The sequence below is a fragment of the Desulfomonilaceae bacterium genome, assembly GCA_041662605.1.
Classification (GTDB): Bacteria; Desulfobacterota; Desulfomonilia; order Desulfomonilales; family Desulfomonilaceae; genus CAJBEZ01.
This window is the reverse complement of record JBAZSD010000012.1, coordinates 64,522-85,028: the sequence shown is the minus strand read 5'-3', so window position 1 is coordinate 85,028 and position 20,507 is coordinate 64,522. Positions and strand designations below refer to the sequence as shown.

At 46.1% G+C, this 20,507-nt stretch carries 12 protein-coding genes; 7 read left to right on the top strand and 5 right to left on the bottom strand.

The window, feature by feature from the left end; genetic code table 11:
* Nucleotides 1-58: 58 nt before the first annotated feature.
* The 3 genes from WC647_11260 to WC647_11250 are packed head-to-tail and all read right to left on the bottom strand — an operon-like array spanning nt 59 to nt 10,277.
* Nucleotides 59-1,615, bottom strand: a complete 1,557-nt coding sequence (locus WC647_11260; GenBank protein MFA6222878.1) for a radical SAM protein — start codon at nt 1,613-1,615, stop codon at nt 59-61.
* A 12-nt stretch (nt 1,616-1,627) separates the two neighbouring features.
* On the bottom strand, nt 1,628-2,380 hold the full coding sequence (locus WC647_11255; protein ID MFA6222877.1) for a 4'-phosphopantetheinyl transferase superfamily protein: 753 nt from the start codon (nt 2,378-2,380) through the stop codon (nt 1,628-1,630).
* A gap of 1 nt (nt 2,381) precedes the next feature.
* Nucleotides 2,382-10,277 (bottom strand): SDR family NAD(P)-dependent oxidoreductase, encoded by a 7,896-nt coding sequence (locus WC647_11250; GenBank protein MFA6222876.1) that lies wholly within the window; start codon nt 10,275-10,277, stop codon nt 2,382-2,384.
* Nucleotides 10,278-10,560: 283 nt separating this feature from the next.
* Between WC647_11250 and WC647_11245 the strand changes: the two genes are divergently transcribed.
* From WC647_11245 to WC647_11235, 3 genes are all read left to right on the top strand, one after another.
* The gene (locus WC647_11245) at nt 10,561-10,956 is read left to right on the top strand and encodes an NAD-dependent epimerase/dehydratase family protein (GenBank protein ID MFA6222875.1); all 396 of its coding nucleotides are present in this window, start codon (nt 10,561-10,563) and stop codon (nt 10,954-10,956) included.
* An 82-nt stretch (nt 10,957-11,038) separates the two neighbouring features.
* A complete protein-coding gene (locus WC647_11240; GenBank protein ID MFA6222874.1) occupies nt 11,039-11,200 on the top strand; it encodes a hypothetical protein in 162 nt (53 codons plus the stop codon).
* 167 nt (nt 11,201-11,367) lie between these two features.
* Nucleotides 11,368-11,889, top strand: a complete 522-nt coding sequence (locus WC647_11235; protein MFA6222873.1) for a flavin reductase family protein — start codon at nt 11,368-11,370, stop codon at nt 11,887-11,889.
* A 92-nt stretch (nt 11,890-11,981) separates the two neighbouring features.
* Here WC647_11235 and WC647_11230 read toward each other — a convergent pair whose 3' ends face one another.
* The gene (locus tag WC647_11230; GenBank protein ID MFA6222872.1) at nt 11,982-12,623 is read right to left on the bottom strand and encodes a L,D-transpeptidase; all 642 of its coding nucleotides are present in this window, start codon (nt 12,621-12,623) and stop codon (nt 11,982-11,984) included.
* 872 nt (nt 12,624-13,495) lie between these two features.
* Between WC647_11230 and iorA the strand changes: the two genes are divergently transcribed.
* The 4 genes from iorA to WC647_11210 all read left to right on the top strand — a co-directional run bounded on the left by iorA (nt 13,496) and on the right by WC647_11210 (nt 17,829).
* The gene (gene iorA, locus WC647_11225) at nt 13,496-15,277 is read left to right on the top strand and encodes an indolepyruvate ferredoxin oxidoreductase subunit alpha (protein ID MFA6222871.1); all 1,782 of its coding nucleotides are present in this window, start codon (nt 13,496-13,498) and stop codon (nt 15,275-15,277) included.
* Nucleotides 15,274-15,858, top strand: a complete 585-nt coding sequence (locus tag WC647_11220) for an indolepyruvate oxidoreductase subunit beta (protein MFA6222870.1) — start codon at nt 15,274-15,276, stop codon at nt 15,856-15,858. The genes iorA and WC647_11220 overlap by 4 nt, the downstream gene beginning before the upstream one ends.
* A 197-nt stretch (nt 15,859-16,055) precedes the next feature.
* Nucleotides 16,056-17,477, top strand: a complete 1,422-nt coding sequence (gene rmuC, locus WC647_11215; GenBank protein ID MFA6222869.1) for a DNA recombination protein RmuC — start codon at nt 16,056-16,058, stop codon at nt 17,475-17,477.
* Between the two features lie 142 nt (nt 17,478-17,619).
* Complete coding sequence (locus WC647_11210) at nt 17,620-17,829, top strand: hypothetical protein (protein ID MFA6222868.1); 210 nt, start codon at nt 17,620-17,622, stop codon at nt 17,827-17,829.
* A gap of 88 nt (nt 17,830-17,917) precedes the next feature.
* Here WC647_11210 and WC647_11205 read toward each other — a convergent pair whose 3' ends face one another.
* A complete protein-coding gene (locus WC647_11205; GenBank protein MFA6222867.1) occupies nt 17,918-20,485 on the bottom strand; it encodes a PAS domain S-box protein in 2,568 nt (855 codons plus the stop codon).
* Nucleotides 20,486-20,507: the final 22 nt, after the last annotated feature.

Sequence of the window (20,507 nt, the reverse complement as noted above, 5' to 3'; positions counted from 1 at the left end):
GAAAAAAACATCATGGTTTGAGAGAAATGGAATGACAATCAAGAAGATTGACTTTGATTCAACTATCCAGGGCTATCAACGGTTCTTGAAGTTTATTCAAAAGAGGGCCGGAATAAGATTGCCTGATGAGAGCCTTCCTTATCAAACCTGAAGCGTCTCGTGGTTTAAAAATGAACCTTATTCCTGTCTTGATTCCTATTACGTTACCAAACCTCATGTATTTCCAGTATGGCCCTTTCAAACGCAAAAGACGACAAACTGCTACGATAGTCCTGGAAAAGGCCAACAGTCGTTCATCAAATCCAAGGTAGACCTCTGGACATATTGCAGCGGCCCCAAGCATCTGGGACAACGCTTTATCAAGATCAAGTTCCTCTGACAAATACCACGCCTGTTCAAGGGGATTGGGAGTCCCATTGACGAATCCCTGCTCTTGAGCCATCTTCCACAAATCAGTGCCCGGATATAATCTCACGCCGAAGAAGAATTGAGCTACATGAGTTACGGCGCGCCCCCTTTTCTGAAGATTAGTCAGCACAAAATCCAGAGATTCTTTCAACGTTTCATTTGTCTCTCCAGGCCCACCTATCATGAAAAACCACCAGACAGCGAAAGCCGTCCGATTCAGCGCTTCCGCGGCATTGAGGACGTCTTGCTTTGTAAATCCTTTTCTATATGAGTCCAACATTTTGTCTGAAGCGGACTCCGGAGTGATCATTAAAGACCTGAAACCGGCTCTCCACATCAAATCGAGGTATTCTCGGTCAAGCCCCTTTGGGTGAACACCCATTGCCGTGAACAAGGCCTTCCAGGGCCGCCTGATTATTTCTTCAAGAATCGCTCTCGAATGCTCGATCGGGTCGTTAAAAACCGAATCTACAAATTCAAAACAATTTGGTCGGTACTTTTTGAGGGCGTCCTCTATTTCGTCTACTACATCTATCGGATCTCTCAACCTTAACCGACCCCCTTCAAGGGACTGATTGTAGGTGCAATAAACGCAGCGCTTCCTGCAGCCTCTTTTGGTCTGGATGTTATAAGCCGCGCCTATTTTTCGGTATAGTGAAGTATCGACCCATCGGCCTATATCGGGCGCTTTGCCGTCAAACCCATTAAGAACAGGCGGAGTGAGATGAAACGATCCGTTAATCAGCATTCCCACACCGGGTATTCCCGAGGGGTTTTTGTGGTCTTCCAAACATTTGAGTAAGCGCTGAAAGGGCTCTTCACCATCCGAAACAACAATGTAATCGGCCTTCAAGAACCTCAGAATGGCTTCTGGAGCCAAACTTGCGGCAGATCCACCAATCACGACAGGGCTTGCCGTTATCAGTCTTAAATGCTCCATCAAACCGGCTGCGTCAGGAAGATAGGAGATTGAGTGAAGCATGTTCGTATTGTCTATGTTCCTGACAGAAACCCCGACAACATCGGGCGCAAACGACTCTACTAAATTGCTTACTTCGGAAAGTACTCTCTTGCCTGCAAAACATAAATCCAGCGTCTTCACCGAATGGCCAGCGGCCTCTACGGCGGAAGCCACATAACAGAGACCAATTGGCGCGGCGGCCAGCATATCTCCTTTTCTGTTGCTGTTTATCAGAAGTACTCTCATTAAACTGTTAGCCTACATCACGATGGAACGCTCCAAGCCCTCAGAATGGACTTGATTATTCGAAATAGCGGTCGCGCTTAAGGATAGAAATCCGTTTTCATCATGGCGTACCATGGTCTTAAAGACCGTGAAGCCATTTAGAGTGGCCTTTAATTTGGGTTTGACCGTTAAACCTAGCCTAGCCTCAAAATACCGCCCGAATGATTGAACATCAGTCACTTCCAGATCAAGTGGATCACAGAAATGAAACCCGACTCCTAGCGCTTTGACTACTGACTCTTTGGCCGACCATGCAAACGCAGCGGACTCGATAGCATTAAGATCCAGTGAAGACGACAGAAGATACAATTCCGAGTCACTGAACGCTCTATGAAAAGGGTAGGACTTTGTGAATTCTTCGGGATACGCGACGTCGATTCCACAATTTAAATTCCCGTAGCATATGGCCCCCCATAATTTCTCGCGCCCATATGAAAATGAAATCGACCAATTCTCATTTTTGAAACCTTTAAGAGTCGGTCTACCTAGACTGTCTTTCTGAATGTCCAGAATTCGATCATCCAATTCATAAGAATTCGCTCTTAGCATACCTCTCTCAATAGCGAACGCCATCAGACTACGGGCAACGAGCCGCTTGATTTCTCCACGAGACTCGCTCCCGGGGTTAACAGACTTATGCCTGACACTAGTGTAAAAGACGTCCTGCCGCAAAGAGCAAAATTCTCCTGAACGGTTTTCATCCAATTTCCGCTCGGCGCCCCTCATTTCAGGTTCCTAAACCAGATATCCATATCATCTTTATACCCTTGGAATACATTACTACTGATCCACTTGCGTCCAGTCCCAACGCGTCCCACATCACTCCTTTTTCATCACCTGATTTTTTACGCGCTTCCACGACAATCCGTTCGCCATCCTCTATCTTGCGAAAACAACGCAGTTCATTAATTCCAAAGGGAATAAGCGATCGCTTGTCATGATCGTCCCGCATCGCAAGATAAAAGTTGATCAAATGCATAAACGCTTCAAAAAGGTACGGGGAAAACTGGTATACAGTTCGCAGAGGTTTGGCAAAATCGTGGGAATGCCTGTAAGTAAACTCTCCTTTGATACAATCAGGTCCGGTTCCGTAAAACCTTTCCATGACCCGATACCGTCCTTTGAGATCGGAGCGATCAGAATACCACTCCATGACTTCGTCATGTTCCATCGATCTTGTGTCCAACTCGTCCGGTCGAACAGGAAACCCCTCAAAAGATCTGGCTGGGGTAATAGCGTTTCCAGCCATTATTATCTGAGCCTTGAAGTTTGGATGAGTCTTTTCAATCGTCTTTCCAGACTTGCCCTTTTGAGCGCACATTATAGCGTCACAAATGATTGTTCCACGTTCTTCCAAAACCTTTGCCACAAAAATTTGGCTTTCTACAGATTTATGCGGCGGGCATTCTATAACGTCAAGGAAACGGGCTTCTTTCAGGCCTACAACGTTCAAAAACGGAAATAATGTCTTGGAAGCCTCCATAAATGTTTCAACGGCCATGATCGCAGATACTATAGGGTGTTTCATGAACTTGAAAGGCTTGTGATCCACCACCCAAGGGTCTTTTTGTTGATCGAAAAATCTTAATGCCTTCAGAGAACCTTTATCCATGTCTAGATCCGGTACTGAGTCCAGCATTGGGAAATCCGCTTTTCTGAAATCTACTGACCCGATATCGATAACAGTTTCATCTGAATTTTCTACTTGAGTATCCAGGGGAGCGGAACTCAAACACGGAAGGTTCTTCATAAAGAGAGACCACGAATCTTTTTTGGAAGCGATGAATAGTTCTCGTAAAAACATTCCGCGCAATTCTTCAAGTGAAATGTACGACGCATTCATCCGGCGCATCAGTTCCTTGGTTTCAGCGTTTTCAGCCATACCGGCTCCCTCGATCGGGGGCAGCATGAGCGCCTTGAGCTGGATCTTGGGATGAATACTTCTTTGGCCCCTTATAAATGCTGACATCATCCTGTTAGCCGCTGCGTAATTAGCCTGTCCGGGGTTTCCCTGGATGGCCGCTGCCGATGAAAGAGCTACAAAAAACTTGAGCGATGTTTTGTCCAACGCGTTGAAAAGATTTAGCGCTCCGAGAAATTTTACGTTGACGACAGAGGAAAAATCTTTTGTTGGCATTCGATTGATAAAATTGTCCTTCAATAGGCCGGCGCCATAAATCACACCAGTTATTTTGCCGTGTTCCTTCTGAATTCTATCCAGAACTTTTTGAATTGAACCCGAATCTGTCACATCCAGTTGATAGTAATAAGATCTGAGGCCGCCTGCTTGGAGTTCTTCAAGGGCTTTGAGGGTCAAGGACGTCTTTTGGTCATTAACGTAATTGCTGGATCTGCTGTCTATGGATGTCCGACCAATGAAGATCAACTTTGGACCAAACGGCCCGAAAGCTCTCCCAAGTTCTGCGGACACTCCGGAAAGCCCTCCTGAAATTAAAACAACATCATTCTCGCCGATTTCGATTTTCCTATTGGCGGTTTCAAACAGAAATGGAGCCACCTTACCTTGGAGAGTGTACAGTTCTTCATTTCTGCATATGAGTTGAACCGGTTTTTTACTCCTGTCCATTGAACTTCGTATAGCGGTTCTTATGTCAGTAGATGAATCAACCAATACCGTTCTAAAAAGGACCGAACTGTATTCTAGAGCAGAGCTGAGGAAAATGCCCGTAACGGCTTCCATGAAAGCGCTCGGCGAGTCACCCCCAGATTGCAAGTATACAGACATCTTTTTGCTTGGTTTCTGAATAAATTGCTGCAACAAGCTGAAAAATCCCGTCAAAAAGTTCGTCAACGTCGCTGTTTCGGAAAATCTCGCCTCAAAAGCCTCATCAGTGACAAAGACTATTCCCGCCGGAGACTCGGAATCTCTTATTGTGTCTTTTATTTCCATCAGACCGGAATCCGATAGCAAGTCAACGATGTTTTCGTCTTTATCCGATTGACTCAAACCAAAGAAAAAGTGATCTATCCGGACCCCGTAATCCCTGCGAAAAACGTCTCCCACATTCCTGCAGAATTCTTCGGACGAAGAAGGGCCAACAACAATAACCGAATCCATCGGACTAAGTTCCAGCGGCTGAAAAGAATCGCCAGTCAGGGGAACTTCCGAAAAAGTAAGTCTTTTCAAAATTTCCTTGGGAGTTTCCAGAATCTCTGTTTCCTCGATTTCAGAATCGACTGACGCATTTTTTGCGATGGACGGAGCTTTTCTTGATACAACCATGTCGAGACGATCCGACAGGTCCTTAATTGTTCTCACGTCCATAAAGTCCTCAAGTTCGATCTTGATTTTGAATCGACTTTCCACCGCATCCATAATTACAGGAAGCCTGCTGGATCTTATTGCGAGATCTTCCCTAAGGTCCATGTGAGGTTCAATCTCATCCCTGTCATAACCAGTTACCTCCATTATTATGCGAATAATTGTCTCCGTGGTATCCGGAGCCGAGGATTCCGGTTCAGGAGCAGCGGATCTCATTGGTTCCTGTTGAGCGATTGTAAGCTGGGTTTGATTGTACGGCGTCTCAATAAGAGATGGGGTGGACAACGCGCCGAATGAATTTCCAAGTATCCTGTCCAGATCGGCTTCGCTGAATTTTGGGTCCTTAATTGTACGAATCTGCCGTAAGATAGAAGGCCTGATAAATCTGCCAAATGTTTCGATTACGAATGAGTTGATTTCTTTTTGTATAATTTCTTTCAAATCAGTTTGTATTGAAACCCTGGAATTAACTGTACGCTCCACCGGCCGTTCCTTATGGTTTTCAACCGCTTCAAATTGGGAGCCCCGATAAAGATCGTCGGTCAAATCTCTCGCATTATCAATTGGCAGAATTCCCTTGGAATACAGTTGAGCTACCGCTGTCTTGCACATTAAAGACTCGGCGGAAGGCAGACAGGTCTGAATACATGGGGCTTCTTCAATAGTGTCCTGTATAAGGTTAGACAAAACTTCTCGCGGCCCGACTTCAACAAAAAGTCTCACGTCAAATTCGTTCCACAACGTCTTGGCATTCTGGAGCCAATGAACCGGAGACTCAAGATGGGCCATCACAATTCCCTTTATCTCTTCAGCATCGTCCGGAAAAGGTTTCATCGTGGTGTTGGAAATAACAGGAATTTGGGGGGGGTGGAAATCTACGGTATCAATAAATTCTCTCAGCTCATCGTGGATACACCTCATGATCGGCGAATGAAACGCCATGCTTACCCTTAGGACGGTGCTCCTATATCCCATTTCTTTCAGTCTAGCTGAGATTTCCTTGGACTCTTCGGTCGCCCCTCCGATTACAATCTGCCTAGGTGAATTTATGTTCGTTATGTAAACGTTTTTTGCTTCGGACAGGATTTGATCTACCACGTCCAGAGGAGCGTCACAGGCCACCATGATTCCCGGGTCCACGTTCATTTTGCAGGCTTTGTCCATGCAAACTGCACGCTTGTTCACAATGCGAAAGCCGTCCTCAAAAGAGTAAACACCGGCAAGGCACAGGGCTGTGAGTTCTCCGAGACTATGTCCGGCCAAAGCCGTGGCCCTAGCCCCCAGTGAAATCAAGTGTTGCACCAAGGCGTATTCAAGAGTAAATAGCGCCGGCTGCTGCCACCTTGTTTTTTGTAAATCTTCTTCTTTATCGTAAAATAGAAGTTTAAGGATATCGAATTCCGCTACGTCAGCGGCTCTGTTCATCCATTCCCGAATCACCGGGAAGTTATTGTAAAGCTCATGCCCCATTCCGGCGTAATGTGATCCCTGACCGGGGAAAACAAAAGCCATGCGGGGTATTGGCGCGTTGGATGATCCGATATGAATGCCCTGCCTCGCCAAAACTTTCAGTCGTTTACCACCGATCGCTCCTTCGCCGGAGATCAAATCTTCGTTTTGTATCATCTCAACAGCAGCGGCTTCAGATTCAGCGATTACAGCTATCCGGTATGTTTCTCCAGCTATAGAACTTCGAAAGAAATGTATTCCATCCGGAGCCTTGACTATTGGACGCTTATCAACGGAAATCTTGAGTTTTTCTGGAGATGGAGAAAATCTTACCGCTTCTTGATTTTGGGATTCTTCGATCTGAACCACGTAGTTCGATCCGCCAAAGCCAAAAGCGTTAACCTGGAATCGCCGAGGATTGCCATTGCTGAGCGGCCAATCAGAAGGTTCAGACATTACTCTGAATCCCGCTGATTCCATTCCAATCTCGGGGTCCGGTTTGCAATAATTGATTGTTGGAGAAAAAACCTTCGAGCGCATGGCCATAACACCCCGGATCAGGCTGTTAAGTCCAGAAGCTCCCAAAGTGTGACCGATTTGAGACTTGAAAGAGGTGAGAACCGGCGGACGACCGGAATTGAATATTGATTTCAGCCCCTGGACTTCTTCTACATCGCCCTGTTTAGTGCTGGTGGCGTGGCACTCTATCAAGTCCACGGATTCCGGGCCATATGAGCAGTCCTTGAAAGAGGCTCTGATAGCGATTTCCTGAGTGGCTCTGGAAGACTCCACCATGCCAAGATTGTTATTGCTGGCTCCCATGGAAGTTATAAAGGCCGAAATATTGGCGCCTCGTTTGAGTGCGATTGATTCGCGTTCGATGACTATCATCGCTCCGCCTTCGCCAAGGACCATCCCATCACGGTCCGCGTCAAAGGGCCTACTAGCCTCGGCAGGAGATTTGTTGGCGCCCGACAGACCTGCCAAAGCCCCCAAAGCTGAAAACTCCAGGAAATGCATTGGAGTCAAAAGCTCCTCACCCCCACCTACCACAGCAGCGTCTATGATTCCGTTTCTAATCATTTGGTAAGCGCTGTAGAGAGCCACCAAAGACGTTGCGCAAGCCGCTGAAACAGAGAAACTGGGGCCCATAAATCCATATTTGTTGCATATGAATCCACCGGCTGAACAGTTTAGCCGACCGAGAAGGGTGGTGTCATCGACACCCATTCTTTTCTGCTTAATCTCTTCGGATACAAGAGCCTCCTGGTCAGGGGTAAGATTGAGCGCTCTCTTGATGTCGGATAATATTTTTTCAGAGCAACCTCTGATTATCATCTGCTCCAATGTTGACGCAGCTTCGCCTGAATTCTGAGATATTAGAACGCCAATGCGTTCTCTGGGGATGTTCGACTCCAGGATGTTTGATTCCAATATTGCGTTTTTGGCTAACCACAATGTAATTTTTGTGGCTTCAGCCATAGTTCTGAAATCTTGAGGCGGAATGCCTAATTCCTTTCTGGAAACTTCAAGGTTTTGAAAAGCCCCATATCGGCAATAGGTTTTTTCAGAAGCCCTAGGTTTTGAGCTGAAAAAGGCCTCATGATTCCACTTTGTGGACGGAACCGGGGTAACACCGCTTTTTAGAGCCAGGCTTGCCTGTATTATTTCCAGAGGACTAGCGCCGAGTGAGTTGACAACACTCATTCCGGTTATCGCTATCCTTTCGAATCCATTGGTCCCTGTGTTGGAACCACGCGTGGTGGAAGTCTGGTGGCTGGAAAAGGAAAAAGAACTCTGTTTATTGGACAATGGTTCGGAGTAGTCAGGTCTGAGGCTTACCCGAGCGGGCAAAACATCATTTGGCGCGCCAAATGCCAAATTCTCATGGATTTGGCGCAGAGAAAGCTGGACGTTGATTCCCCCCGCGCATGCGCCACTCATGAATTGGCCCTGCTTCATTATTTCTGATTCAGCCAACTTTTCGCCATCGGGCTTATTCATGCCTTTAGCAGCAATGAAAAGACTGCCCGCGCTCAATGTCTCTATTTTCCTTCGAAAGGAACTTTCGTTCTCGGAACCGGTGGCAAAATCGCGTTCGAGTGAACAAATCGCTTCTATCTTTGGTGTCTTCAGGGAGCGTACACGTAGTCCAGCGCTTTCGCCGGTAACTATAGTCGAGCCGGGCTGAGCTTCAAGAATTCTCTTTTGGTAAATCCGGCTTAGTGCTCCTGTTTCAACAATTTCTTTTGAAGCCAGATATACGGTCCCCATTTGGAGGCCGTCGGCGCCCATGATAGATGCAATGACCGATGTCAAACGGTTAAAAAAGCCACCTGCGAAAATTATCGTGGAATCTTTAAAGAGTTCAGGGCGACGGCTCTTAAGATCCAGAGCCGCCTGGACAAGAGTCACAGTACTATGAACGCCGACATGCCCCCCCGATTCATGACCCTCAAGGACCACAAACTTTATACCGTTTTCGAGCGCCAATCTGAGCAGTTCCTCATTCGGCGCGATGTATATAGCCTCAATACCATCTGAAATGAAACCCCTGGCGTTAGATGGCTCTCCAGCAGCTATGACTACAAATCGAGGTTTTTTAGACTTTACCCATTCAACTTGCTCGTCACGGAATGGATTCTCGGACAGGGTGATTATGTTCACGGCATAGGGCCGATCGCCCAAGTGGTTTTGCAAATCAGAGAATTTTGAGTTCAATGTGTTGGAGTCCATAAGCCCAAGCGCCAGCGTTGGTAACGCTCCTGACTCCAAAATGCCTGACGCAAATTCCATTGAATCAGTAATCCAGGACATGGCCCCCTGAATAAATGGATATTCTGTCCCCATCTTCTCAGCAGTTGGGCTCTTTACGAAAGACACGGCTCGTTCGGGGGCCGTGCTCAAACACTTTTCAATGTCTTTACTAAATTTCTCAATAGCCTGTTCAGTGAAAAAACCGTAGCGACGAACAAAAGATGCAGCGAACGTCGCTTCAGTACCTAGAGGGATCAACTCATCTTTCCCAAACTTGCTTTTAAGGGGATGCGTCAAATTTTTCAAAACATGCCTGATAAAAGAAATTCTTTGTTCGTCTCTTATTTCGGCGCCACATAAGGATCCGGCGAAATCTTTCAAATCTTTTACGGACGTAGAATTACCCTTATTGAAGACTCGGAGATAAACGTCTAAATTTGCCCCTATCAACTCAGTGTGATCCGGGCGAATGTTCTCAATGCGCTTCTTGAAATCTTCGTCCAGGTTGACCATGTCGGTCAGCCAATGGAGACTCTCAAACACTATGCCCTTTGCTCCACAGGCCAGAAACGCCGCCGCCACCTCGGGAAAGGAGATCCCGCCCCATATGAAAATATTCGCAGGAGAGTTTGATTGCTTGAGTAGCGAAGAAACAGTTGAAAAAAGCGTGAGCAAGGTCTCTGACCCAGCAAAACCGGCTGCTTCATTTCCCTTTATGGCAATGTTCCTTATGTCTGGATGGTCTTTTATAATTTTCCGGATGGAGCCTAAATCACTCAATATTGGGATAATCTCAAAATCAGACGCTAGCTCTGCAATTTGTTTAAATATTGAATTTTTGTCCTCCAAAGCGCCAACAGGTTCCATGTCCAGCCAAATTCTTCGGACATCTATTTCATTTAGCGTGGTTACCAATTTTGGGTCTGAGAGTACACAGGGGGAGATCTTAAGATCCACTACATCTTGCGACGCGTCCGCTACTAGTAGCAAAGATTGATACAAAGATGGATTTTCAGATCCAAGATCAAAAGCCACTCGAACATTTAGGTCTTTGGCTGTATTTATTAGTGAGGAGGTAATATTATTAGCTTGAAACAGGAAAATTAATGAAGCTTGATCACATGTGACTGACATCTAACACCCTTATTTAGGAAAATAAATTCAAACTTATAGTATAAGCTATCATTCTCTGCATGTAATCAAAAAACTTGGGTTCAAGTCAATAGCCTCACGATTCCCTGTATGAGACACCATCTGCTATTACAATATTTTAACCTACTAATGAAGATGTGAGATTGATTGATTTTATAGGATTGGTCTTGGTTTTTTGTTTGTAATGTCATACGCCTACAGTCTAGATTAATATGTTCGAATAAGGGTGTTCCTAGAGCGGAATTCTAGAACATGCGGAAGATACATGTCCGATTCCATGAATGTGCTTCTCACCGGTGGAACAGGATTCCTCGGGGAATATCTGTTGGCTGAATTGCTTGATCGCCGTCACAGCGTATGGGCCCACTACAGGAGTGAATCACGAAAGCTGGATACTAATACGTTTCTTGGGGGGCTCGGGCTCCCGAGAAGCGCGGGATCCCTAAAATGGTTCAAGGGTGATATCCTTGAAGCTGACAATCAATGGGACCAGTGGCGCCAGGACTATAAAGGAATAAAGACGTGGACACACTTTGTTGCACAGCGCGGCTTCTACACGACTGCACATGGACGAGCATGGGGAGCCTCTCAGGACAAACCTAGGTTCAACGGTGACATTAAGAAAATTGATGGACCGAAAAGCCCCTTAAAGTCCACATAATTAGCACGGCCTTCGATTTGCGGGCGCTGGAGCGCCCTTTATTCAACCCAGAAACAGGATCGAGAGGATGGTGTGGCGGCAAATGCAGACAATTCTGTTGCGCTTCGCGAACAACCCGGTGTTTGATCGCTCCAACATCGACAGGGCGCTAACAAATCTTCCAGTTCCTCCCATTGATTCTCAATACGTTGACAGGATTATCGATTACGCCGTTGAAAAAGATTGGGGGCATTCAGGGCAATAGTCCGAGACCGAAATTGCTGTGATTGACCAAAATGAACGTTTCCTGCTATCAGGGAATCTAACAAAGCAAAATTCTTCATGCGTTTAAGTGACTGAGAACTGGACCTTTTTGGCCGGGGCTGTCCGCTCCCCTGCCGGTGAGCATATTTCACCCGATAGAGGCTTTCCATGATCCCTGAAGTCGATTACAACGTATTTCGTGGCCTCAGTTACGGCTTGTATCTCGTAACATCAGCCGATGGGGCTCGCATCAACGGGCAAATCGTTAACACTGTAATACAGGTTACTTCTCAGCCGCCCTGCGTCGCAGTAATTATCAACAGAATGAATTACACCCATGAGTTAATTATAAGCGGCGGCATTTTTGGTGTATCGGTGCTCAAAGACTCCACGCCTTTTCCCTTCATTGGACTTTTTGGATTCAAATCAGGACGTGACGTAAATAAATTTGAGAAAACCGGCCATTTCATTGGCCCAAATGGATGTCCGCTCGTGACTGATAATGTCTTGGGCGTAATGGAAGTCAAAGTCAAAAATCATTTGGATGTAGGCACACACACAGTTTTTATTGGTGAGGTAGTTTTTTCGAAATCCATAGATGAGGGTCGGCCTCTCACTTACGAATACTATCATGTACATTTGAAGGGAAAAACGTCGAAAAACGCTCCTACGTATAATCCTAAAGCCTGATCCGGGATATGGGGGAAAAATCCGGAGCCGTCATAAACTTTAATAAATCAACGACTGTTCGAGGCCAATATTTCTTAAACGTATTCCTTTTACTACTTGAGTAGATTCAGTCTTACAGGCGCCTTTAGAATCGCGTAAGACCCATTTTCCGACTCTTTTCGTTCTGCTATACCCACGTAATCTTCTATTATGCCGGCCACTTTCTTGGCGTCATCGGAAATCATTCGGACACAACCGTGAGATTGGTTGCGTCCGATGCTTCTGGGCGCGTTAGTGCCATGGAATCTGTAGCCATAATCCTCAAGTTTCACAACACCCTCAATTCGATCCTCCGAATTCGAAAGGTCTTTTTTCCTGGTCGTTGGTGTTCTTTTCTTGAGAAGAGGAGCCATGGTTCCCCCATAGACTCTTTTACTGGGCGAATCCCCCGCCGCCCATGCGCGATTTGGGGGCGGAATCCACCACGGGTCCTGGTCATATATGTGCGTTACATAGTAAGTGCCAACCGGGGTAGGAAATTCTGGGGCCCCGAGCCCGATCTTGCACTCATAGAGTATTTGAATGTCGGCGCCTCTCCTGTGAGCAAGTAATTTAAAAACATGCGTTGAGTGACTTACCTGGATTTCCAGTCTCTGAATTTGATCTTCCTGAAAAGAAATGACTGGATTTGGAATACTACCCAATTTTTTTAGAAGGGAGCCTGGTATTGGCGCACCTTCGCCTTTTTGTCGCACGGACCACGACTCCGTTTTCTGCGGATGATTCCAATTTTCAGGTTTTAATTCAAAACGGGACCGCGGGTCCCCGGGTATCCTGATATCGAAAATTGACGTTCCCAAGACGTAGGCTTCGCCTTGTCCGGGCGCATCCGAATTAACTGAATCAGTGTTATTCCTGGCAAACCGCTGGTGACTTCTATTACTTGGCTCGGTTTTTTTTCTTCGGCGAGTCTCAGGTGAAGGATTGGTTGAATTTAGTTTCGTCTGTTCCTGATCGAAATTCTTCGCGTGTAAGAATACATTCTGACGCGACAAACTGGAACGCGAAGAAGTGGAATCCATCATTAAATTATTCTGGGAAATTTGGGATTCCGCGGCAACCTGGGAAAAAAAACAAACACTAGCGCCTAAAATCAGAGTTAATATTCTGACCATAAGAATCTCTCATGATATCCTGTTATGATAACGCAACTTGTTCACATTATTATCATTTCTTTCGAGATAAATCAATAATATTTGACTTACAATCTATCAGCCAATAATAACATGTTGATTGCCGGACAGACTTACCCTCTTGTCGTAGTTTCACATAGGTGAACAGAAACATCTTTGTCAGGATAGGTATTTACTACAACTAATTCAACTAATTCCAATTGTTAAGGCTATATTGTAAATTCAGGATTTTTGCCAAATTAACGCATATATGAAAATCTTGACAGGGTCGTTAAGTAAGGTTAGGATTGTAATGTCGATATCCCTCATACATACCGAACGGCCCTGGTTTAGATGTTTTGGCGCCGTTTACGGTGATACTTCCGTCCTGTCAGGCATTTGATCCGACTTTCAGTGAGTCGAGATCATGGAAATTTACGAAAGGTGAAGTGACCGTGAAAGAGCTATTATCTGGAAACGAAGCAATAGCAAGAGGGGCCTACGAATACGGTGTTCGATTGGCCTCAGCCTATCCGGGAACACCTAGCACAGAGATCCTGGAATATATAGGTGAAAGGTACCCGGAAATTGTCGCCGGATGGGCCCCAAATGAAAAAGTGGCTGTAGAAGTGGCGGCAGGCGCCTCCTATGGTGGGTCTAGAGCATTGGCTGCCATGAAACATGTAGGATTAAACGTGGCGGCGGACCCGTTTATGACCCTTTCTTACACCGGAGTTAACGGCGGATTTGTCATAATAGTTTGTGATGATCCTGCGATGCATTCTTCCCAAAATGAGCAGGACACAAGAAATTACGCCAAATTTGGTAAAGTTCCGTGTCTGGAGCCTTCTGACAGCCAGGAAGCCAAAGATTTGATAGGCGAAGCGCTAAAAATAAGCGAAGATTACGACACACCGGTAATATTCAGGAGTTCCACGCGTATCTCGCATTCTATGTCGCTCGTAGAAATGAGGGAAAGAACAGAAGGTCCGAGAGAGTTAGGCCTTAAGAAGGACCCTGTGAAGTATGTAATGCTGCCCGCCATGGCTAGAAAAAAGCATCCCTTTGTGGAAGACAGGCTCAAACGCTTAGCCTCTTTCGCTGAAACTTTTTCTTATAACAAAATTATAATGGCGGACGAATCGTTAGGCATCATAACTTCTGGTGTGGCTTATCAGTATGCAAGAGAAGTCATGCCGAACGCGTCATTTTTGAGATTGGGCATGGTATGGCCCCTTCCGGAAAAGATGATTCGCGATTTCGCTTCAAAGGTTAAACGACTCGTAGTTATTGAAGAATTGGATCCCTTCATCGAGGAAGCGGTTCGTTTGATGGGAATCGACGTCGAGGGAAAAAACCTCACCGGGCTGTGCGGCGAACTATCGCCGGAACTGGTTGAAATGGCGCTCCTGGGAAAGTCTTCGGCCAAGAGTATAGGATCCATCGATATGGAACTGCCTCTCAGACCCCCTAATATGTGCCCGGGATGCCCTCATAGGGCCACCTTTACAGCTCTCAAGAAAAACAAGGTTTACGTTGCGGGTGATATTGGCTGTTACACCCTGGGAGCGCTGCCTCCATTGGGCATGCTGGATAATTGCCTTTGCATGGGAGCCGGCATCGGCATCGCTTCAGGCCTTGCCAGAACACTTGGGGAAGTAGCGAAAGGAAAAGCCGTCGCAGTCATTGGCGATTCCACGTTTTTCCATTCCGGCATGACCCCCCTTCTCGAACTGGCTTATAATGGAGGCCAATCTACAGTTGTAATAGTAGACAACAGAATCACGGCGATGACCGGCGCTCAACAACATCCCGGAACCGGGTTCACATTGAGAGAAGAACCTACAATAGCGGTCGACATGGCCAAACTCTGCGAGTCTTTCGGATTGAAAAGGGTTAGAGTCGTCAGCCCCTACAAGCTTAAAGAGCTGGAAAAGATAGTAAAGGAAGAGTTGGAAGCTCCGGAACCCTCGGTGATCATTGCAAGAGCGCCGTGCGCTCTCCTGAAAAAAGGCCGTATACTCCCGGACAAACCGTTACGAATCAAAAAGGACGTCTGCACCGGTTGTAAGACATGTATAAACACAGGCTGCCCGGCTCTTGAGTTCGTCAGGATCGATGCGCCTGAACCCGGAAAGAAACGGAAGGGCTACTCCAAGATAAACGCGGCGTTGTGCGTCGGATGCGGCACATGCCTTGAGGTTTGCAAGTTTGATGCTATTGAGGAGGCGTCATGAGCCAGGATCGTGTATACAATGTATTGATTGTCGGCGTTGGCGGACAGGGCATAATTCTAGCGAGTGACGTGCTTGGTCGTGTGGCCGCGAGACACGGTTATGACGTGAAAAAGAACGAAATTCACGGGATGGCCCAGAGAGGCGGCTCTGTTTCAAGCCACGTTCGTTTTGGAAAGACTGTGAATTCTCCTATCATTAGGATGGGGGAAGCTGATGTTCTGCTCTCCTTTGAACAGATTGAGACACTTAGATATTTTCCGTTCCTGTCTGAGAAAGGGCAGGTCGTTGTGAACGATCAAAAGATTTTGCCTCCCGCTGTTTTCACGGGCCAGCAGGAATACCCGAACGATGTTCTCGAAAAAATTAAGCAAAAAGCCCCAAACACCATAATTGTCGACGGGCCGGAAATCGCCAAGAAGATTGGGAACCCAAAGGTGCTAAACGTGATATTCCTCGGTGTACTGTCAAAGTTCCTGGATATCCCGGCTGAAGTTTACGAAAAGACCCTGAGAGAATCACTAAAACCAAAGCTCGTAGAAATTAATATTAGGGCCTTTAACGAAGGACGAGCAATGGCCTAATTTTAGAATTGGCCTCAGATCAGTCCGATCATCCCCAAGTGGTCTCAGGTAGAGACTCGCTTCCCCCGAACTCCCGCAGTTTCCCAAGTACTGCGGGAGCCCCAATCGCAAGCATTCTTTTTGACTTAATTTAAGTATTTTATTATAATAACTGCGCAACCTGCTAATATTGATTTCTAAGTTACTATAAGGTCTAAATGAACCTAGGTGCGCCGGAGTTTTTCGTTTTTGGATTTTTGCTAGGCTCATTTTGCGTTTACTTCATAGTAAACACCAGAGCTTCTTTGAAAATTCAACGGTCACTCGCTTCCGCCGCCGGCGAACACGCCGCCCTGTTAGAACGTCTTCAGATTCGCGAGACGCAAGTTCAGGAATTCAGGAAAGAGGCTGAAAATTGTCGTGAAGTCATATCCAGACTCAGGTTGCAGAATTCTGGACTTCAAAATCATGTGACCTCTCTCACAACGGAGATCAGGGCCGAAAAAAAATATTCGGATGAGAAACTCAGTATGTTCGAGATTGCTCAATCGAAGATGATTGACGTGTTCAAGTCAGTTTCGTCCGAGGCATTGAGTCACAACAATCAGAGTTTTCTGGACCTTGCCAAAAGTGAATTGGAGAAGAGCCGACTTAAAGCCAAGAGTGACATTGAGAGCGAAAAGTTTGAAATTCAGTCGTTGATATCACCCTTAAAAAATTCGCTCCAGAAAGTGGATGCGCAACTTCAAGACCTTGAAAAACAAAGAATCGAGGCATACTCCAGCGTCAGCGAACAGGTTGGGGCTCTGGCTAGAGCACAGGAACAGTTGAGGTCAGAGACATCAAACCTCGCCCATGCATTGAAAACACCGATAGTTAGAGGACATTGGGGAGAAATGCAACTACGCAGGGTTGTGGAATTGTCCGGTATGCTTAATCATTGCGATTTTGAGGAACAACCATCCATTTCTACAGAATCCGGACGCCTGCGTCCGGATATGATCATCAAGCTACCGGGACGGAAAACCGTGGTCGTAGACGCTAAAGCCCCCATGGACGGTTATTTGAAGGCGGTTGCGGCTGAATCTGGCAAGGACCGATTGCGGCATTTGAAGAGTCATGCACGACAAATCAGGGATCACATTGGGAAATTGGCTTCCAAGTCCTACTGGGAACAATTCGATAACGCCCCGGAATTTGTCGTCATGTTCCTGCCTGGCGAAATCTACTTCAGCGCAGCGCTTGAAAATGATCCCGGCTTAATCGAAGTGGGCCTGAACCAACGCGTTATCCTCGCGTCGCCAACCACAATCATCGCATTGCTTAGGGCGGTCGCATACGGATGGCGGCAGGAGAAAATTGCCGAGAGCGCTCTCCAGATAAGTGATCTTGGGAAAGACGTTTATGAACGCATTCGCATATGGGTTGACCACATCGAAAAAATCGGCAAAGGCCTGGAAGGCGCTGTGACCGCGTATAACAAGTCCGTGATATCTCTTGAGTCTCGGGTTCTTCCGTCAGTACGAAAGTTTACCGACCTTGGCACGGGAGGTCAGGGCAATATCGTTGGCCTGCGTCCCGTCGACAAAGCAGTCAATGTTTCAGAAAATCGCCCGTCAACAAAGTCCGCCTTGGCATGATGTTTACAAGTCCAGGTTTTTAGTCACAAACGGGGACTCGCTTAAATTTTATTCTCTCCCGCGCGTTGGCTTTTCGCCGTTTCTGGCGTAATGTCCTAAAATGTATCTAGTAAGGGAATTGACCCCAAAACAGGAGGTTATATTGAGCGACGAAGCGTGGAATCCCCAGAAAGTAAGACAGGAAGTTTATGACGCGAGGACAAAGCTGTTTGTGGTAGCCAAGGTACTGGAGACCGGCAGCGTCAATATGAAAGAGCAGCCAGAGTGGGCTATGGTTGTCATGCCTCTGCTAAAAGATATTCTGACATATGTTGGTAAAATTCAGGAATCTCTAGAGGAAAAACCGGCTTAAAACTAGCTTTTCCCATTGGCGGAACACCCATCCCTATGGACATTCCGAGGGTGGTAAAGAGCAAGGTTCTCTATTTTTTTCAGGTTGACTATAACCCCAGGGGCTGTTTAAGAGGCAGGACCATGGTGAACAATGCCCCTTTTTCAACGTCACTTGCGGCAAAGATGTGACCTCCGTGGTCATTGATTATCTTACGGGTGGTAGCCAACCCCAATCCGGCTCCGGATTTCATCTTGGTTGTAAAAAAAGGGGTAAACAATTTTCCGATATTTTCTGAGCCTATGCCAATTCCTGTATCCTTAATTTTAACTATGATTTCCCGATCCTCTGGCTCACAGGCTATGCACAAATCGCCTCCATCAGGCATGGCCTCTACAGAATTCTTGATCAAATTTACCAGAACTTCAAACATTTCGTGTTTCTTGCCCACCAAAAAACATCCATCTTTTAAGTTCAAGACCATGTTGATATAAATTCCTTCCCTTTCCGGGTTATTTTTCCAAAAAGGTTTCGTTATTTCAACAGCTTGCTTGATTATCTCAGAAACATCCAGAATTTCCAGAGGTCGATCTCTTTGACTGGAAATGCCGGCAAATTCCTGAAGCCTTTTAACGGTTTCAGCTCCAAATTTACACCCGTTGATCATGCGTCTCATCACGACTTCAATATTTTGAAGATTACCCTTCCTAGTCTCTTGGAGAGCCAGTTCGGATCCTGCCATGACCACCTGAAGCAAGTTGTTGAAGTTATGAGCTACGCCGGCGGCTAATCCAGCTACTGCCTTGAAACGTTCCGACTGGAGAAAGGCTTCCTCTGACTTCTTCTTTTCCGTTATGTCACGTGAAAAAACGGCTATTTGCACGACCTCGCTTCTTGTGTCGAATATGGGGTAAAAACTCTGGTCGAAGTAATTTTCAGCTCTTGTATCTTCAAATCTTATCGCTTTCTTTTCAGCGATTACCTGCCCGAACTTTTCTCTCCGCCGCTCAGCCGATTCCGGGTCGATCAGGTCAAAGCAATTTTTCCCTATCAGGTCATCGACCGGTATGTTGAAACTCGCCGCCATAGTCTTATTGGTTCTAAGAATTAGTCCTGCGGTGTCCGCCAAAAATGCCATGTCGGAGGAAGCGTTGAGTATAGCTTCCATCATTTCCTTGCTTTTTCTGAGTTCATCTTCAGCTTTTCTTCTCTCGGTTATGTCTTCAACAATTCCGATCCCCCCTTGAAAAACCCCATCTATCAGGACAGGACTCATGACGCACTTAACCGGTGTAATCTTCTTAGCCGTTACCGAAGCGTATGCCCCCTCATAATATCCAATTGTACCTGACAAAGCCTTTCGAATTGACCCCAGAATTGATTGATCCTTCAACAGGTTCAACATATCCAGACCAACTAGTTTCTCTCTCGATGATCCTATGATCTCGATAAATTTTTCGTTGCAGGTTGTAATCACTCCGTTTCTGTCAAATCTAAAAATTCCTATCGGTGAATACTCAAATATTGATCTGAATTCCTGTTCCGATTCCTCAAGAGCTTTTAGAGCCGCCTTCCTTTTCGTGATGTCTCTGGCTATAGCCTGAAATCCTATTATCCTGGATTGTTCCGTTATTAACTGAACAATTTGCCCCAACCATATGATCTGTCCTCTCTTGGACACTATCGGATATTCTTTGTATGTGTCAGGAATCTTTTTTCTGACCTGATTGAAATAAAATTCCTCAATTTCATCCTTGTACGCGGGGTGTATAAAATCGACGTATCGACGTCCGAATATTTCTTCCCTCGAGTAACCTGTGATACGTAGAGCTACCCGATTGATCAAAGTAAAACATCCATTGGCGTCACATGAAAAAATGATGTCATTGGCGCTCTCTACCAGACCTCTGTATCGTTTCTCACTTTCTATCAGGGCTTGTTGAAGAGTTTCACGATCAGCTATCTCTCTCTCCAGGCTTTTCTTTGTTTCCATGAGTGAGGCAGTGCGGTCCAAAACCCTCGCTTCAAGCGTGCTTTGAGCCTGTCTAAGCCTTTCTGCGTAAATTGAACGTGAAATTTCTACCGCCGCTAGGTTCCCCACCAAAGTAACGGTTGCTAGATCATCCTCAGTAAATATGGTGTAGCTTCTATTGAAAACGTAAAGGACTCCAAGATCTACCCCGCGACTCCTCAAAGGAACCGCAATCCCGGAAATTACGCCTTCAGCCTTCACTGTTTCAAGCACTGGACTACTGGCCATTTCCCTAAAATAATCATAGACAATAACCCCAACCTTTTCCGCTGAGACTTTTCCACCCATTCCGGAACCGATAGGGAAACGCATCATTCTAAAATCATGCGTCTGAATCCCTGAGAAGGCCCTCATGTACAACTCATGAGATTGATCATCAAGCAACGCTATAAATGATGTGTCCGTCTGAAGTATTTCCCTGGCCTTTTGCGCTATGAGATCCAGGTTCTCGTCAATGGATCTTCCCTTGGGTATTGAAAGTGCGAGATCGTATAGGATGCGAAAAATGCGTAATTGTTTATCGGGATCTTTATGTTTGTCTTCCAAGTGTGGAAGAGATTGTGAAGAGAACGACGCCGAATCATCAACATTGCCGATCTGAAGATCGTTCGAATTTTCGGTTTTTGTTGATGAACCAATGCCCATGGTTGGTTCCTCTAAAGGAGGC

What these genes read in the sequence shown, in the direction of transcription:
- WC647_11205 (MFA6222867.1), bottom strand. Translation starts at nt 20,485, where the DNA reads ATGGGCATTGGTTCATCAACAAAAACCGAAAATTCGAACGATCTTCAG.
- WC647_11250 (MFA6222876.1), bottom strand. Translation starts at nt 10,277, where the DNA reads ATGTCAGTCACATGTGATCAAGCTTCATTAATTTTCCTGTTTCAAGCT.
- WC647_11235 (MFA6222873.1), top strand. Translation starts at nt 11,368, where the DNA reads ATGATCCCTGAAGTCGATTACAACGTATTTCGTGGCCTCAGTTACGGC.
- WC647_11220 (MFA6222870.1), top strand. Translation starts at nt 15,274, where the DNA reads ATGAGCCAGGATCGTGTATACAATGTATTGATTGTCGGCGTTGGCGGA.
- WC647_11245 (MFA6222875.1), top strand. Translation starts at nt 10,561, where the DNA reads ATGTCCGATTCCATGAATGTGCTTCTCACCGGTGGAACAGGATTCCTC.
- WC647_11255 (MFA6222877.1), bottom strand. Translation starts at nt 2,380, where the DNA reads ATGAGGGGCGCCGAGCGGAAATTGGATGAAAACCGTTCAGGAGAATTT.
- rmuC (MFA6222869.1), top strand. Translation starts at nt 16,056, where the DNA reads ATGAACCTAGGTGCGCCGGAGTTTTTCGTTTTTGGATTTTTGCTAGGC.
- WC647_11260 (MFA6222878.1), bottom strand. Translation starts at nt 1,615, where the DNA reads ATGAGAGTACTTCTGATAAACAGCAACAGAAAAGGAGATATGCTGGCC.
- WC647_11240 (MFA6222874.1), top strand. Translation starts at nt 11,039, where the DNA reads ATGCAGACAATTCTGTTGCGCTTCGCGAACAACCCGGTGTTTGATCGC.